The sequence below is a fragment of the Janthinobacterium sp. NFX145 genome (genome assembly GCF_049810325.1).
Classification (GTDB): Bacteria; Pseudomonadota; Gammaproteobacteria; order Burkholderiales; family Burkholderiaceae_D; genus Janthinobacterium; species Janthinobacterium rivuli.
On record NZ_CP187360.1, the window covers coordinates 912,343 to 927,845 of the forward strand.

The 15,503-nt window shown below is 64.5% G+C and carries 12 protein-coding genes and 2 tRNA genes; 6 read left to right on the forward strand and 8 right to left on the reverse strand.

The window, feature by feature from the left end; translation table 11 throughout:
• The 6 genes from ACPJXG_RS04040 to ACPJXG_RS04065 all read left to right on the forward strand — a co-directional run bounded on the left by ACPJXG_RS04040 (position 1) and on the right by ACPJXG_RS04065 (position 6,311).
• Positions 1 to 642, forward strand: a complete 642-nt coding sequence (locus ACPJXG_RS04040) for a 3-oxoacid CoA-transferase subunit B (protein WP_099401548.1) — start codon at positions 1 to 3, stop codon at positions 640 to 642.
• 26 nt (positions 643 to 668) lie between these two features.
• Positions 669 to 1,871, forward strand: coding sequence for a 3-oxoadipyl-CoA thiolase (pcaF, locus tag ACPJXG_RS04045; protein ID WP_425253478.1), 1,203 nt, complete (start codon positions 669 to 671; stop codon positions 1,869 to 1,871).
• Positions 1,872 to 2,023: 152 nt separating this feature from the next.
• Positions 2,024 to 3,319 (forward strand): MFS family transporter, encoded by a 1,296-nt coding sequence (locus tag ACPJXG_RS04050; protein WP_219307950.1) that lies wholly within the window; start codon positions 2,024 to 2,026, stop codon positions 3,317 to 3,319.
• A gap of 76 nt (positions 3,320 to 3,395) precedes the next feature.
• Complete coding sequence (locus ACPJXG_RS04055; protein ID WP_425253479.1) at positions 3,396 to 4,091, forward strand: fumarylacetoacetate hydrolase family protein; 696 nt, start codon at positions 3,396 to 3,398, stop codon at positions 4,089 to 4,091.
• Between the two features lie 21 nt (positions 4,092 to 4,112).
• Positions 4,113 to 4,433, forward strand: coding sequence for a thioredoxin family protein (locus tag ACPJXG_RS04060; protein WP_425254712.1), 321 nt, complete (start codon positions 4,113 to 4,115; stop codon positions 4,431 to 4,433).
• Positions 4,434 to 5,024: 591 nt separating this feature from the next.
• Positions 5,025 to 6,311 (forward strand): MFS transporter, encoded by a 1,287-nt coding sequence (locus tag ACPJXG_RS04065; protein ID WP_070301241.1) that lies wholly within the window; start codon positions 5,025 to 5,027, stop codon positions 6,309 to 6,311.
• A 52-nt stretch (positions 6,312 to 6,363) separates the two neighbouring features.
• Here ACPJXG_RS04065 and ACPJXG_RS04070 read toward each other — a convergent pair whose 3' ends face one another.
• The 8 genes from ACPJXG_RS04070 to mutL form a co-directional block, all read right to left on the reverse strand.
• Positions 6,364 to 7,872 (reverse strand): histidine-type phosphatase, encoded by a 1,509-nt coding sequence (locus ACPJXG_RS04070; protein ID WP_425253480.1) that lies wholly within the window; start codon positions 7,870 to 7,872, stop codon positions 6,364 to 6,366.
• A gap of 109 nt (positions 7,873 to 7,981) precedes the next feature.
• A complete protein-coding gene (locus ACPJXG_RS04075; protein ID WP_425253481.1) occupies positions 7,982 to 10,465 on the reverse strand; it encodes a TonB-dependent siderophore receptor in 2,484 nt (827 codons plus the stop codon).
• A 79-nt stretch (positions 10,466 to 10,544) separates the two neighbouring features.
• Entirely contained in the window at positions 10,545 to 11,543 is a 999-nt protein-coding gene (locus ACPJXG_RS04080; RefSeq protein ID WP_425253482.1) for a FecR family protein, read from the reverse strand.
• Positions 11,540 to 12,067, reverse strand: coding sequence for a sigma-70 family RNA polymerase sigma factor (locus tag ACPJXG_RS04085; RefSeq protein ID WP_425253483.1), 528 nt, complete (start codon positions 12,065 to 12,067; stop codon positions 11,540 to 11,542). The genes ACPJXG_RS04080 and ACPJXG_RS04085 overlap by 4 nt, the downstream gene beginning before the upstream one ends.
• Positions 12,068 to 12,248: 181 nt before the next feature.
• A tRNA-Met gene (locus ACPJXG_RS04090) sits at positions 12,249 to 12,325 on the reverse strand.
• Positions 12,326 to 12,386: 61 nt separating this feature from the next.
• Positions 12,387 to 12,463, reverse strand: a tRNA-Met gene (locus ACPJXG_RS04095).
• 91 nt (positions 12,464 to 12,554) lie between these two features.
• Positions 12,555 to 13,502: a tRNA (adenosine(37)-N6)-dimethylallyltransferase MiaA gene (gene miaA, locus ACPJXG_RS04100; protein ID WP_425253484.1), complete on the reverse strand. Its 948-nt coding sequence runs from the start codon at positions 13,500 to 13,502 to the stop codon at positions 12,555 to 12,557.
• A gap of 79 nt (positions 13,503 to 13,581) precedes the next feature.
• Entirely contained in the window at positions 13,582 to 15,489 is a 1,908-nt protein-coding gene (gene mutL, locus ACPJXG_RS04105) for a DNA mismatch repair endonuclease MutL (RefSeq protein ID WP_425253485.1), read from the reverse strand.
• Positions 15,490 to 15,503 lie beyond the last annotated feature (14 nt).

Here is a 15,503-nt window from a genome sequence, read left to right on the forward strand (position 1 = left end):
ATGAATAAATGGAATCGAGATCAAATGGCGGCCCGTGTGGCGGCCGACATCCATGAGGGCAGTGTCGTCAACCTCGGTATCGGCTTGCCGACCTTGGTGGCGAACCACTTGCCGGCTGGCGCGGAGATCATCCTGCACAGCGAAAACGGCGTCATCGGCATGGGCCCCGCGCCAGCGCCCGGTGAGGAAGACTACGACCTGATCAATGCAGGCAAGCAGCCCGTCACATTGCTGCCAGGCGGCAGCTATTTCCACCATGCCGACAGCTTCGCCATGATGCGCGGCGGCCACCTGGACATTTGCGTGCTGGGCGCGTTTCAAGTGTCCGCCACGGGCGACCTGGCCAACTGGCACACGGGCGCGCCGGACGCCATTCCTGCCGTGGGCGGGGCCATGGACCTGGCCATCGGCGCGAAAAAAACCTGGGTCATGATGGAATTGCTGACCAAGACGGGTGAAAGCAAGCTGGTGCAGGCCTGCACTTATCCGCTGACGGGCATCGGCTGCGTCAGCCGCATCTACAGCGACCTGGCCGTGCTCGACCTGGGGCCAAATGGCGCCAAGGTGGTCGAACTGGCCGATGGCTTGAGTTTTGAACAGCTGCAAGCGTTGACGGCCGTGCCGCTGACGGACGGACGTTAATTCAACAATTTCTTGGAGGAAAGAACATGACCCACGCATACATTTGCGACGCGCAGCGTACGCCGTTCGGCCGCTACGGCGGTGGACTCGCTGGCGTGCGCGCCGACGACCTGGGCGCCGTGCCCATCCGTGCCTTGATGGCGCGCAATCCCGAGGTGGACTGGACTTTTGTTACCGACGTGCTGTACGGCTGCGCCAACCAGGCCGGCGAGGACAACCGCAACGTGGCGCGCATGGCCGCCTTGCTGGCCGGCTTGCCCGACAGCGTGCCGGGCGCCACCTTGAACCGCCTGTGCGGCTCGGGCCTGGACGCCATCGGCAGCGCCGCCCGCTTCATCAAGAGCGGCGAGGCGGGATTGATGATCGCCGGCGGCGTGGAAAGCATGAGCCGCGCGCCATTCGTCATGGGCAAGGCCGACAGCGCCTTTTCGCGCGGCATGAAAATGGAAGACACGACCATCGGCTGGCGTTTCATCAATCCCTTGATGAAGGCGCAGTACGGCGTCGATTCGATGCCGGAAACGGCGGAAAACGTGGCGTCCGACTTTGGTATCAGCCGCGCGGACCAGGACGCGTTCGCCCTGGCCAGCCAGGTCAAGGCCCTGGCGGCGCAGCAGGCGGGCGTGTTCGACAGTGAAATCTGTCCTGTCAGCATCGCGCAAAAGAAGGGCGACCCTGTCGTTGTCAGCCGCGACGAGCATCCGCGCGCCACCACCCTGGAGATCCTGGCCAAATTGAAACCCGTCGTGCGCGCGGACGGCACGATTACCGCCGGCAACGCTTCCGGCGTCAACGATGGTGCGGCGGCGCTGCTGCTGGCCGACGAGGCGAACGCGGCCCGCTTTGGCCTGACGCCCCGCGCGCGTGTCGTGGCCATGGCGACTGCCGGCGTGGCGCCCCGCATCATGGGCATCGGCCCCGCGCCCGCCACCCTGAAAGTGCTGGCCATGACGGGCTTGAGCCTGGCCGACTTCGACGTCATCGAACTGAACGAAGCGTTTGCCGCGCAAGGCCTGGCCGTGCTGCGCCAGCTGGGCTTGCCCGACGACGATCCGCGCGTCAACCCGAACGGCGGCGCGATCGCCCTGGGCCACCCGCTGGGCGCCTCGGGCGCGCGCCTGGCCATGACGGCCGTCAACCAGCTGCACCGCACGGGCGGGCGTTATGCGCTCTGCACCATGTGCATCGGCGTGGGGCAGGGCATTGCATTGGTGCTGGAGCGGGTCTGATTCCACGCGCCCGCAGGCGAAAAAAGTTGCCCGTCATACGTATTAACGCGTATGCCGGGCGGCTTTTTGACCCGGATCAAGGGCGTATGATGCAAAACCAGCCTGGGCAATCCGGCTGGCGTTGGCTTTTTCACACGAACAAGAAGACTGATATGACATCCCACGATACTCCGCATGACGTTGCGCAGCTGACTTCCCAGCAGCGCATCAAGGCCATCATTGGCGCTTCCTCCGGTAACCTGGTCGAATGGTTCGACTTCTACATTTACTCGTTCTGCGCGCTGTATTTCTCGCACGCTTTCTTCCCTTCCGGTAACCCGACGACGCAGTTGCTGCAGACGGCCGGCATCTTTGCCGCCGGCTTCCTCATGCGTCCCGTGGGCGGCTGGCTGTTCGGCCGCATCGCCGACAAATACGGCCGCCGCCAGTCGATGATGATTTCCGTGCTGATGATGTGCGGCGGTTCCCTGATGATCGCCGTGCTGCCCACGTATGAAACCATCGGCGCCTTCGCCCCGTTCCTGCTGCTCGTGGCGCGTCTGTTCCAGGGCCTGTCCGTGGGCGGCGAATACGGCACCAGCGCCACCTACATGAGTGAAGTGTCGGAATCGGGCAAGCGCGGCTTCTTCGCCTCGTTCCAGTACGTGACCCTGATCGGCGGCCAGTTGCTGGCCTTGCTGGTGCTGGTGGTCTTGCAGCAACTCTTGACCCTGGAAGAATTGCGTGCCTGGGGCTGGCGCATCCCGTTCGTGTTTGGCGCCCTGGCGGCCCTCGTGTCGCTGAACCTGCGTAAATCCCTGACGGAAACGACCACCGCCAGCGAGCGCAAGGACAAGGATGCGGGCAGCCTGCGCGGCTTGCTCAAACACAAGCGCGCCTTCATCACGGTACTGGGCTTTACTGCCGGCGGCTCACTCGTGTTCTACACGTTTACCACCTACATGCAGAAATACCTGGTCAATACGGCCGGCATGGATACCAAGACGGCCAGCGCCGTCATGACTTGCGCCTTGCTGGTGTACATGATTTTGCAACCGGTGTTCGGCGCCCTGTCCGACCGCATCGGCCGCCGCACGTCGATGCTGTTCTTTGGCGGCCTGGCTACCCTGTGCGTGTTGCCAATCATGCATGCCTTGAAGGACATCACCAGCCCGTACGCGGCGTTTGGCCTGATCATCATCGCCCTGGCCGTGATCAGTTTCTACACGTCGATCAGCGGCTTGATCAAGGCCGAAATGTTCCCCGTCGAAGTGCGCGCGCTGGGCGTGGGCCTGTCGTATGCGGTCGCCAACGCCATGTTCGGCGGTTCGGCCGAATACGTGGCGCTGCAGTTCAAGGCTTGGCACGTGGAAGAATATTTCTATTGGTACGTGACCGTCATGTGCCTGATTTCCTTCATCGTCGCCATCCGCATGCCGGACCCGAGCCGCTCGGGACTGTTGAAGTAACGTTGTCGTAAAATGGGGGACACTGCGGTGTCCCTTTTTCATCACCGTCTTTTTATCGTGCCGATCAGGAGTCTTCATGTCGTATGTCATTCCCGCAGCCATCCAGCCCAGCGTTCCCGTCACGGGCAGCGCCGACAGCTTTCCCGTCCACCGCATCTATTGCGTGGGCCGCAACTATGTCGACCACGCCAAGGAAATGGGCCACACGGGCCGCGAGGCGCCGTTTTTCTTCATGAAACCAAACGACGCCGTGCTGCCCGTGCCTGCCGGCACGACGGGTGAACTGCCATACCCGGCGCAGACGCAGGATTTCCAGCACGAGATGGAACTGGTGGTGGCCATCGGCAAGGGCGGCAGCGACATCGGCGTGGCCGATGCCATGGACCACGTGTGGGGCTATGCGGTCGGCCTGGACATGACGCGACGCGACGTGCAGGGTGCGGCGAAAAAACTGGGCCGTCCGTGGGACACGGGCAAGGCTTTCGAGCACTCGGCGCCCATCGGCCCCATCACCCCGGCCGCGCAGGCGGGCGACGTCAGCCATGCCGCCATCACCCTGCACGTGAACGGCGAGCTGCGCCAGGCCAGCAGCATCGACATGCTGATCTGGAACGTGGCGGAAACCATCGCCGACCTGTCGACCTATTTCACCTTGCAGCCGGGCGACCTGATCTACACGGGCACGCCGGCCGGCGTGGCGGCCGTGCAGCGCGGCGACGAGCTGGTGGGCGCCATCGATGGCCTGGGCACCTTGCGCGTGAAAGTGGTCTAAGTTCTCAAGGAGACTGAGATGATGAACGACACATATTCCGTAGCACAACCGGCGCGCGCCGAGATCGACGCCTTGATGGGGCCGGCCCTGCTGGAATTTGGCACGGGCTGGTGCGGCCACTGCCGCGCCACCCAGGCGCCGCTGGCCGCCGCGTTTGCGCAGCATCCCGGCGTGCCGCACCTGCGCGTCGAAGACGGCCCCGGCCGCGCCCTGGGGCGTTCGTTCAAGGTGAAACTGTGGCCGACCCTGGTTTTTTTAAAAGATGGCCAGGAAGTGGCGCGCCTCGTGCGCCCGCTTGACAGCAGCGAGATTGAACGGGCTTTTGCATTGATTGATGCGTAGGTCGGTTTTAAACCCAACGGCAGATGCCGGGGTCGGACCCTCAGGGTCCGACCCCAGTCCTTGCTGTTGGGGTTTGCACTGCATCATTTCTTGCCGCACCGCACCACTGCGCGTATCATAAGCCGCTTACAGCAAGATCAACCGCATCCTTCGTGATGCAGCGCGATGATCGCCGGCCCGCTCCACCCGGAGGGGCCGCAGGCAAGGATTCACCACAAATGACCGATGCCGCGATGCCGACGCGCGGGTCTGGTACGGAATGCCTGGCGATACGCCGGGCCTGATACACGTCGCCCATCCCCTGACGCCTTTCCTGCCGTGCCCCGGGTAACCGGATGGCGCACGACCGTTGTTTCTCTAAATCAGCACTGATCACGGCGCGATAGCGCGCGTTGGTACACCGTTGTCTGCCGTTAACAACGGCGTGTTGCGGCATGGAATTTGTTTGCGAATTTAATAGCAAATTCGCAGCAATTACGCCCGCGCACAGCTATGATATGTGAACCGCGCGCCTAGACACCGTGCTGTGCTGCTGCCTGAAAAAACATCCAGAGAATGGCCTTTAGACACCCTCCCCAAGGAGCGCAGTAAATGAGCACCCCCCCCAAGAAAAATTCCCCCGGCACGGTGCTGTTCGCCAGCCTGATCGGCACCACCATCGAGTTCTTTGACTTTTATATCTACGCCACCGCCGCCGTGCTGGTGTTCCCGAAACTGTTCTTCCCCGCCGGCGACCCGTCGGCCGCCGTGCTGCAGTCGCTGGCCACGTTCGCCATCGCCTTCTTCGCCCGCCCCATCGGTTCGGCCGTGTTCGGCCACTTCGGCGACCGCATCGGCCGCAAGGCGACTCTCGTGGCAGCCTTGCTGACCATGGGTATCTCGACCGTCATCATCGGCTTGCTGCCGACGTATGCCGCCATCGGCACCCTGGCGCCGCTGCTGCTGGCGCTGTGCCGTTTCGGCCAGGGTCTGGGCCTGGGCGGCGAGTGGGGCGGCGCGGTGCTGCTGGCCACGGAAAACGCGCCACCGGGCAAACGCGCCTGGTACGGCATGTTCCCGCAGCTGGGCGCGCCGATCGGCTTTTTCCTGTCGGGCGGCATCTTCCTGCTGCTGAGCGAAACCATGACCGATGAGCAGTTCTTCAGCTACGGCTGGCGCATCCCGTTCCTGGCCAGCGCGCTGCTGGTCATCGTCGGCCTGTACGTGCGTCTGAAGATCACGGAAACGCCGGACTTCCAGAAAGTCATCGACAAGAACGAAGTCGTCAAACTGCCGGTGGCCACCGTGTTCCGCCAGCACGGCCGCATGCTGTTCCTGGGCACCATCATCGCCCTGGCCACCTTTGTGCTGTTCTATCTGATGACGGTGTTCGCGCTGAGCTGGGGCACGACCAAACTGGGCTTCACGCGCAAGGAATTCCTTATCGTGCAGCTGTTTGCCGTGCTGTTCTTCGCCCTGACGATTCCATTCTCGGCCGTGCTGGCCGACCGCCGCGGCCGCCGCGCCACCCTGATCTGGGTCTCTGTTGCCATCGCCATCTTCGGCCTGGTGCTCGCGCCGATGTTCGGCTCCGGTGTGACGTGGGAAGTGACCGTCTTCATGGCCGTCGGCCTGGGCCTGATGGGCATGACCTACGGACCGCTGGGCACGATGTTGTCCGAGCTGTTCCCGCCCGAAGTGCGCTACACGGGCGCTTCGCTGACGTTCAACCTGGCCGGTATCCTTGGCGCCTCGCTGGCGCCGTACATCGCCACCTGGCTGGCGACGAATTACGGCTTGCAATACGTGGGCTATTATTTGTCGCTGGCCGCCGTGCTGACCCTGGGCGCCTTGCTGATGGTGGGCAAGCCACGCGAGGGCAAGGAAGCCTGGCAGTAACTGCTTTCTGCTCGAAGTTCGAAAGCCGCCAGTTGCCCAGCTGGCGGCTTTTTTATTGCGCCGCCACGTGGCCGTAGCAGGCTTTCAGTCCCGCGTAATCATAGAAGACGCTGCCCGGCGCGATGCGGGCACTGTCGCACGATGGCTGGAACGGCGTTTCCTTTTCGTTGTACAGCAGGCGCACGATGAGCTGACCCTCGCCGTTGCGGTACACGTCCCACTGCATGTTGGCCGCCAGCGGCGCGACGGTCTGGCCGCGCCAGGGATTCGCGTCATAACTGTAACTGTCCGAAGCCGGCAGCGGCTGCTGCAAGCCCATGGCCGATGCCAGCGGAATGATCATCTCGGCATGCGTGAAGCGCAGCTTGGCCGCGTGGCGCAAATCTCCTTTGGCCAGCGCATCGACTTCGCTGAAAAAATCCTCGCGCAAGGCCAGCGCGAAGCGCCAGGTCACGCCGGCGCTTTCCGTGGTGGCCGGTCCCTTTTCGTAGAAATCCTCGTGGTCGGCGACAGCGGCGTAGTAGCGCGCATCCTCGGCGGGCATATAGCGGCTGAAATCGGCCGGCGCTTCATGCCGCATGCCGGCGGCGATCGCGTACAGCGCATACAGCTGCGTGGCGGCCGCATTCAGGCTGCGGATGAAGGTCTTGCCGCTGCCCTTCATGCTGCGCGTGAGTTTGCCGTCGTCGCTGGTGAAGGTGTAGTTGCCCGTGTCGGCATAGCTGGCGCCGCCGCGCTCAAGCTGGTCGAGGAAGGCGGGCGCAAACAGCCGTTCGAGCACATGGCGCGCGTGCATCGCCGCTGCTGGCAGCCGGGCGGGCGAGTCCATCAGCGCGTGCAGGCCCTTGGTGCGGATATAGCGCTGGTACGCCTGGCTGGCATGGTAGGTGGCGTAATAAGGATGGGCCGGATCGGTGACCCGGTCCGTCTGCGGCGCCAGCTTGTGTGCGTACAGCAGGAAGCGGTTGACGCCATCTGCTTGTAATATCGGCTGTACCGCGGGCGCGTGCTCGAGCAGCGATTGCGTGAAGAAGCGGGCGCTGTCGCGTGCGCGGTCCACGCCGGAATGGATGGTGACGAGCTGGCGCGGCGCCGTCACGGCATCTTGCCCCACTTGCGCAAACAGGGCGGGCAGGCGCGCCAGCAGGCGCGCGGCCAGTTGCCGGTGCTCTTCGATACCCGTTTGCGACAGGTTGCCGTAGCCGGGTGATTCGATGCCGGCCACGCCATAACCGAGCAAGGCGTTCGCCCGCATCAGGGCCAGGATGTCGGGACCCAGTGCGCGTCCCAGCGGCGTCAGGCCATCCTGCGCGGCCGCCTGCTGCCACATCGTATACAGGGCCGCGTCGCCCTTCATGCGCGTCAATCCGCGCGCACCGTGGCGCGCCACCAGCTGCGTGAAAATTGGCTGGAAGCCGGCCGGCGGCGCGGCATACGTGGCCGGGTCCTGCTGCGGTGAATATGGGGTCTTGGTCTGGTAATGGCCGTCGACGGCCAGGGCGGAACTGGCGTACAGGGTCAGGGCCAGCGCAATGCTGGACAGGGGGAGCGGTTGGGGCATGGTTTTTTTGGCGGATGGTTTCTTGAATGCAAGCCTAGCACTGAACGAAAAAAAGGCGGGCACGGCTCAATACCGTGCCCAGCCTGTGCTGTCAGCGCAGTGCGTCAGCCTACCACTTCGGCGTGTACTTCAAGGTGAACTGCACGTTGCGCGGGTCGCCATAGTAGTTGTTCGAACCGGTGTTGTTGTAGGCCGGGATGATGTAGCGCTTGTCGAGCACATTGTTGACGTTGAGCGACAGGGCTACTTGCGGCGTGGCTTGCCAGGCCAGACGCGCGTTCCAGATCGAGAAGCCGGCAACCTTGAACGTGTACGCGCTATCGAGCGTATGGCTTTGCGTGTTGACGCCGGCGCCCACGCTGAATTTGTCCCAGGCGCCGGGCAGGGTGTAGCTGGACCACACGCGCAGCATGTGCTTCGGCGTCCAGGTGGAAAAGACCTTGCCCTGATTGTCCGGGTCGTTCAGATACGTCGTCGTCGTGTAGGCGTAACCTGCAGACAGCTGCAAGCCGCGCGCCACTTCGCCCGACATTTCCGCTTCCATGCCCTGGCTGCGCACCTTGCCCGAGGCGCGCGAGCAGTACTGCCCGTCGCACGCGAGGTCGGCGGCATAGTCGGTGACGGCGCGGTTCTTGTGGTTGTAGCGGAATACGGCCAGCGAGGTGTTGACCTTGCCATCCATCAGTTCCCCCTTGATGCCCGCCTCGTAGTTGCTGCCCGTGATGGGCTTGAGGACCTTGCCTTGCACGTCGCGGATGCTTTGCGGCGTGAAGATGTCGGCATAGCTGGCGTAAGCCGACCATTGCGGATCGAGCGCGTAGATCAGTCCCACCGACGGCGTGAACTTGGCGGTGGCGTTGAGTTGTTCGCCAGGACCTGCGGGCGTCGCATACAGGAAGTCATACCAGCTGAAGCGTCCGCCCAGCACGGCTTTCAGCTTGCCGGTCAGCTGGCCGTTCCAGCTGCCGTACAGGCCTTTCTGGCGTATTTCGTAGGTGCTGTTGCTGGTCACGCCCATTGGGCGCGCGGCGATGCTGTCGATATCTTGCCAAGGGCGATGGTGCTTGATGTTGAAGACGTTCGCCCCGGATTCCCAGACGCGCGCGTAGCGGTCGTCCGACGCCAGTGTGACATAGCTGGCGCCCACGAGCACTTCCTGCGCCATGCCCAGGCCGTCGAATTTGCCGCGTACGTAGGTATCGATGCCGCGCTTGCGGTTGTCGAAATCCATGCCAAAGTCGCCATAGCTCGCGCCGCTGCCGTCGGGCTGGATGGCGGAAGCCAGGCGCTGGTGCACGGAGCCGGTGTTTTCCCTCATGTTCACGGCCGAGGCCTTCAGGCTCCACTGGCTATTGAAATGGTGCTCCAGGTCGAGATACACGTTGGTTTGCTTGGCCTCGCTGCGGTTCCAGTCGGCACCCGTGAAGGTGGAGCGGGGCAGGTTCAGTGCGCTGCCGTCCTCGTAGCGGGGCAGGCCGATGAAGGTGGGGCGGCCGTGGACATTAACGTTGCTGATGGCCAGACCCAGGGTGGTGGCCGGACCCAGGTCATAGTCGAGCGCCGCGTACAGGGTGCGGTTCTTGCTCCACACCTGGTCGATGAAGGAGTGGGTATCGTCTTCATCGACAATGACGCGTCCGCGCAGGCTGCCGTCCGCAGCCAGGGGGCTGCTGACGTCGAGCTGCGCGCCATAATGGTCCCAGGATCCCGCGCGCGCCGTCAGGCTGACACTGCGCGTGGCGCCCGGACGCTTGCGCACCAGGCTCACGGAGCCGCCGGGGCTGCCCGTGCCAACGAGCATGCCCGCAGCGCCGCGCAGCACTTCCAGGCGGTCGTAGATGACCATGTTTTCCTGGCCCCAGTTACCCAGCGCATAGGTATTGCGGTCGATCGGCACGCCATCGTACTGCCATTGATCGATCTGGAAGCCGCGCGCCGTGATCACCACGCCCGGCCCCACGCCATGCACGCCCACCACGCCGGTGACGTTGTTGACGGCTACACTCAAATCCGTGATGCCCTGGTCGTCCAGGCGCTGGCGCGTCAGCACGCTGACCGATTGGGGGATATCCTTCATCGCTTGCTCGCCCTTGCCGATGGTGATCTTGCGCGCCGTGTAGGAGCCGCTGCCTTCCGTGGTGGCGCCTTGCTCGGCCTGGCCAACGATGGTAATCGAGGGCATGGTGCGTTCGGCCGCCGAGGCGCTACTGGCCGCCGCCGTGGGAGCGGCGACCGCAGGCGCGGCCACCAGCACATAGCCGGTGGACGTCTTGCCGATCGCATAGCCGCTGCCGCGCAGCAGCATGGCGAAACCGTCATCGATGGCGTAGCTGCCTTGCAGGCCGGCGCTGGTCAAGCCTTGGACCTTGGATGCATCGATGACGATGGACACGCCCGCCTGCTGCGCATAGCGGTTCAGGGCGCCGGCCAGCGGTCCGGCGGGAATGCTGTAGCTGGCGGTGGCAGGCGCCGTTTGCGCAACTGCCTGGGCGTGCAGGCCGGCGCCAGCGAGCAGCATGGCCGCCAGGGCCAACGGACGCAAACGCGTGCGCAAGGGATTCGGGGACGAAACGGGAACGACTTGAGCGTACATGGTGACAGCCTTTTTTGATTGATCTCAGCTGCCTTGACGCACGAGATGCGCAAAGTGGAACCGCGAACGCAAAAAACATTTATTTTTTTGCGGTGCCAGTGTCTGGCGCGTCCACCATCACCAGATAGCGCGTCAGCATGCGGATGCGCAGCTGGGGGAAATTGTCGATGAGCAGTTGCAGCGCCTTGTCCGTATCGTCCAGCGGCAGCACGGCGGCCACGCGGATGCCAGCGATCTGCGCGCGGTCGTAATGCAGCTGGCCGGGGCGGTGGCGCGCCAGCTCGTCGAGCACCTGGGCCAGCGGCAAGTCGTCGACCACCAGCTGGCGTGCGCGCCAGGCATCCTGCACGCTGGCCGCATCGATGCTTGTCAGTGGCCCGACGCCATCGTCCGTGATGTGCGTGCGCTGGCCCGCCTGCACCACGACGGCCGGATGTTGCGGCACCTGCGCCGAGACCTTCGACTCCAGCATGCTGAGGATGGTGACGCCGCCGTCCCTGCGCACCGTGAACCGCGTGCCCAGCGCGCGGATCGCCGCCTGCTTGCTGTCAACGATGAAGGGGCGCTGCGCATCCTTGGCCACGTCGACAAGGATGTCGCCGCGCACCAGTTCCACATGCCGCTCGCCCCCATTGAAACGCACGTTGACGGCGCTGTTGCCGGCCAGCGTGATCTGGCTGCCGTCGGCCAGGGTGTGCGTCTGCCATTGTCCTGTGGGGCTGCGCAGGTCGGCAAGCAGGTATGCTGGGCGCTCGCCGAGGGCCAGTGTACTGGTCAGCGCGAGCACGGCCACGGCGCTGGCGGCAGCCAGCTGGCGCAGGCGCCGGCGCTTGGGTGCGATGGCGGCCAGGGCGGCGCGCGCGGGGCGATGGTCGCCGCCGGCAGGCTCGCGCACGGCGCTCAGTTGAAGCAGCAGGTTTTCCATGCCGGCGGCGACCGTCGCGTGCAGCGGGTCGGCTGCCTTCCACGCGGCAAAGCCGGCCCGCGCTGTGTCGCGTTCGGCCGGATCGTCGGCGCTGAGCTGCACGATCCAGCGCGCGGCCTGTTCGGCCGCGATATCCGTGCGCGTGCCGCTCATGCCGCCATGGCCGGGCAGGCGTGGCGGCAGGCCAGCAAGGCTTGCACCAGATATTTTTGCACCATGCGCGTGGAGACGTTCAGCTGCGCGGCGACGGCGGCCTGCGATTGCTCTTCCAGGTAGTGCAACAGAAAGGCGTCGCGCGCCTTGGCCGGCAAGCCGTCCAGCGCCGTGGCGATCTGCCCGAGCGCCTGCACGGCCATCAGGATCTCGTCCGGTGAGGGCGCGCCTGGCAGGCTGTCGGCCAGCAGGGCCAGTTCCGCCAGGTAGCTGCGCTCGAGTACTTGCCGGCGCGCGCGGTCGAACAGCAATCGCTTCGCCGTCGTCGACAGGTAGGCGCGCGGCTCGCGCATGCCGAACAGCGCGTCGCGCGAGGCGATGATGCGTAAAAAAGTATCTTGCGCCACGTCGGCCGCGCCATGCGGGCAGCTGAGTTTTTTGCGCAGCCAGCCGACCAGCCAGCCGTGATGCTCGCTGTAGAGCGACTGCACTTGCTGTTGCAGGCTGGACTGGATGGCGGACATGGGCGATGAATAATATAAATGAGAATTATTCTCATTGTAAGCGGCAGAGGCGGGTCGCCACAATCCCCAATGCGTGGGGATGGGGCAGGTGTTGCGTACAGGCCGCATGTACGGCGGCGCTGGAAATGAAAAAACCCGCCGCTGCGCAGGGCAGGGGCGGGTTCTTCATGCTGCTAATTCTTGGTGGTGATAGGTGGACTTGAACCACCGACCCCAGCATTATGAATGCTGTGCTCTAACCAACTGAGCTATATCACCAAACAGACCGGTCAGACCGGATGCTGGTTTTGACCAGTAAAAAAACCTGATCGATGTTCTTTGGTGGTGATAGGTGGACTTGAACCACCGACCCCAGCATTATGAATGCTGTGCTCTAACCAACTGAGCTATATCACCCAACAGCCGAGCATTATCCAGTCTTCCCATTTCCTTGTCAATGCCGGCGCAAAAAAATGTGCGGTTTTTTCTGCGTGCGCATCGGTGGTGGTTACTTTCGCAATGGCTGGATTTGTGCCAGCATGGACGAGGCCGGATCAGGGCCCAGGCAATCGATGACGATGCGTTCCGGCATGGAGCGCAGCCAGGTCAGCTGCCGTTTGGCCAGCTGGCGCGTGGCGATGATGCCCGTCTCGCGCAGGGCGGCGCGGTCGATGCGGCCATCGAGATAGTCCCAGGCCTGGCGGTAACCGACGCAGCGCATCGAGGGCAAACCCGGGTGCAGGTCGCCGCGCCGGCGCAACCCATCCACTTCATCGAGCAGGGCGTCGTTTTTCAGCATGATGTCGAAGCGCGTGGCGATGCGCGCGTGCAGCACGGCGCGGTCCGACGGCTCCAGCGCGAACGATTGGAGCTGGAACGGCAGCACGGTCTTTTCGCGCCGCGCCAGCAGGGCCGACATGGGCTGGCCGGACAGGGCGATGATTTCCAGCGCGCGGCCGATACGCTGCGCATCCTGTGGCGCCAGGCGCGCGGCCGTGACGGGATCCTGCTCGGCCAGGCGCGCATGCATGGCGGGCCAGCCGATGGCGGCCGCGTCTTCTTCCAGCTGGGCGCGCAGGACGGGATCGGCGCCGGGCAAGTCGTCGAGGCCATCGGCCAGGCCTTTGAAGTACAGCATGGTGCCGCCGACCAGCAGCGGCAGCTTGCCGCGCGCCGAGATTTCGCTCACCAGGCGCAGGGTGTCGTTGCGGAACTGCGCCACGGAATAGGCGTCCAGCGGGTCGATGATGTCGATCAGATGATGCGGTACCTGGGCCAGCTCTTCCTTCGACGGCTTGGCCGTGCCGATATCCATGCCCCGGTAGACGAGGGCGGAATCGACGGAAATGATCTCGGACGGGATGGCTTGCGCGATGGCCAGCGCACTGGCCGTCTTGCCGCTGGCCGTGGGGCCCATGATGGCGACGGCCAGGGGGAGGTGTGGGGTGTTTGTCATGGTGCTTTTTTGATGTGCTTGCGATGGGGACCCCAAGGCAAAGGCCGGGGTCAGACCCGGCGGGTCTGACCCCGGAATTTTATTGGCCGCGCAGGAATAATTTGTCGAGCGCGTTGATCTCGACCTGCACCCACGTGGGCCGGCCATGGTTGCACTGGTCGGCGCGTTCCGTGCTCTCCATCTGGCGCAGCAGGGCGTTCATTTCCTGCACCGATAAAATCCGGTTAGCGCGCACGGCCGTGTGGCAGGCGAGGGTGCCCAGCAATTCGTTCTGGCGCTCGATCAGGACGCGCGAGCCGCCGTATTCGCGCACGTCGCGCAGCACGTCGCGCGCCAGGGTTTGCGCGTCCGCGTTTTTCAGCAGGGTCGGCACGGAGCGCACGGCCAGCGTCGTGGGCGACAGGGCGGCGATATCAAAACCCAGCGCTTTCAAGGTGTCCTGGTTTTCATTCGCCGTCGACACTTCAATGGCGTCCGCGTAGAACGTCACGGGGATCAAGAGCGACTGCACCTGCATGTCCTGGCCCGAGACCTGCGCCTGTAGTGCGTTTTTCAGCTGCTCGTACAGGATGCGCTCGTGCGCCGCGTGCATGTCGACCAGCACCAGGCCCTTGGTATTTTGCGCCAGGATGTAGATGCCGTGCAGCTGGGCCAGGGCAAAGCCCAGCGGATATTCTTCGCGCGCCATCGCTTCGGGCGAGGCGATGTACGGTTCCACCTGCGTGATCGGCGAGGATGCAGCAGCGCCGCCAAACAGGGCGCCATACGCCGCCGTGTCCTGGGCCACGCCTGGCGCGTCAGCAAAGAAGGGAAGGTTCGCGCCGGGCGAGGCGGGCGCGAAGGTATTCGTGAATTGCGTGCCGAACGACGTTTGCGTCTGCTCGCGGCGCCAGATGCCGGGGCCTCCCAAACCGGCGCCCGCGGTATCGCCGCCCAGGGTGGACGCGGCCGGCAAAGGTGCCGGCACGCTGCCAAAGGCCGTGGCCGACGTCTGCGCCAGCGCGCGCTGCACCGCGTGGAAGACGAATTGGTGCACGGAGCGGCTGTCGCGGAAGCGTACTTCGATCTTCGACGGATGCACGTTGACGTCGACCAGGGCCGGGTCGAGGTCGAGCGCCAGCACGTACGACGGGAAACGGTCGCCATGCAGCACGTCCTGGTAGGCCATGCGCACGGCGTGTACCAGCAGCTTGTCGCGCACGAAGCGCCCGTTGACATAAAAGAACTGGCCGTCGGCGCGCGCCTTCGATGCCGTCGGCAAGCCGGCAAAGCCGTGGATGCGCAAGGTGCCGGCCGATTCGTCCAGCGCCAGGCGCGCTTCGGCAAAGTCGTTGCCGAGGATGTGGGCGCTGCGCTTGGCCAGTTCGCTGATATTCCACTGGTCGATGGTGCGGCCGTTGTGCGACAGCGAGAACGATACGTCCGGCCGCGCCAGCGCGATGCGGCGCACGACTTCGGCGCAATGGCCGTATTCCGTCTGTTCCGATTTGAGGAATTTGCGCCGCGCGGGCGTGTTGAAATACAGGTCTTGCACGTCGACCGTGGTGCCGTGCGCGCCCGACGATGGCGAGACGCTGCCATTGTGCGAGCCGACGATTTCCCACGCATGCGCCGCGTCCGCCGTGCGCGAGGTCACGGTGACGGCGGACACCGAAGCGATCGAGGCCAGCGCCTCGCCGCGAAAGCCCAGGGTGCCCACGTTTTCCAGGTCGTGCAGGGACGCTATTTTCGAGGTGGCGTGGCGCGCCAGGGCCAGCGGCAGCTGGTCCTTGTCGATGCCGCGGCCGTTATCGGTAATCGCGATGCGTTTCACGCCCCCTTCTTCCAGCCGCACGGTGATCTGCGTGGCGCCCGAGTCGAGCGCGTTTTCCAGCAATTCCTTGACGACGGCCGATGGCCGCTCGACCACCTCGCCGGCGGCGATTTGCGAAATCAACTGGTCAGGCAGGGCCTGGATCGGGCGGTGGGGCGTGATGGGAGCGTTCATGCGCCAATTATACC

Coding starts and splice junctions, on each gene's coding strand:
- ACPJXG_RS04075 (WP_425253481.1), bottom strand. CDS start 10,465: ATGTACGCTCAAGTCGTTCCCGTTTCGTCCCCGAATCCCTTGCGCACG.
- ACPJXG_RS04055 (WP_425253479.1), top strand. CDS start 3,396: ATGTCGTATGTCATTCCCGCAGCCATCCAGCCCAGCGTTCCCGTCACG.
- miaA (WP_425253484.1), bottom strand. CDS start 13,502: ATGACAAACACCCCACACCTCCCCCTGGCCGTCGCCATCATGGGCCCC.
- ACPJXG_RS04070 (WP_425253480.1), bottom strand. CDS start 7,872: ATGCCCCAACCGCTCCCCCTGTCCAGCATTGCGCTGGCCCTGACCCTG.
- ACPJXG_RS04080 (WP_425253482.1), bottom strand. CDS start 11,543: ATGAGCGGCACGCGCACGGATATCGCGGCCGAACAGGCCGCGCGCTGG.
- mutL (WP_425253485.1), bottom strand. CDS start 15,489: ATGAACGCTCCCATCACGCCCCACCGCCCGATCCAGGCCCTGCCTGAC.
- pcaF (WP_425253478.1), top strand. CDS start 669: ATGACCCACGCATACATTTGCGACGCGCAGCGTACGCCGTTCGGCCGC.
- ACPJXG_RS04085 (WP_425253483.1), bottom strand. CDS start 12,067: ATGTCCGCCATCCAGTCCAGCCTGCAACAGCAAGTGCAGTCGCTCTAC.
- ACPJXG_RS04040 (WP_099401548.1), top strand. CDS start 1: ATGAATAAATGGAATCGAGATCAAATGGCGGCCCGTGTGGCGGCCGAC.
- ACPJXG_RS04060 (WP_425254712.1), top strand. CDS start 4,113: ATGAACGACACATATTCCGTAGCACAACCGGCGCGCGCCGAGATCGAC.
- ACPJXG_RS04065 (WP_070301241.1), top strand. CDS start 5,025: ATGAGCACCCCCCCCAAGAAAAATTCCCCCGGCACGGTGCTGTTCGCC.
- ACPJXG_RS04050 (WP_219307950.1), top strand. CDS start 2,024: ATGACATCCCACGATACTCCGCATGACGTTGCGCAGCTGACTTCCCAG.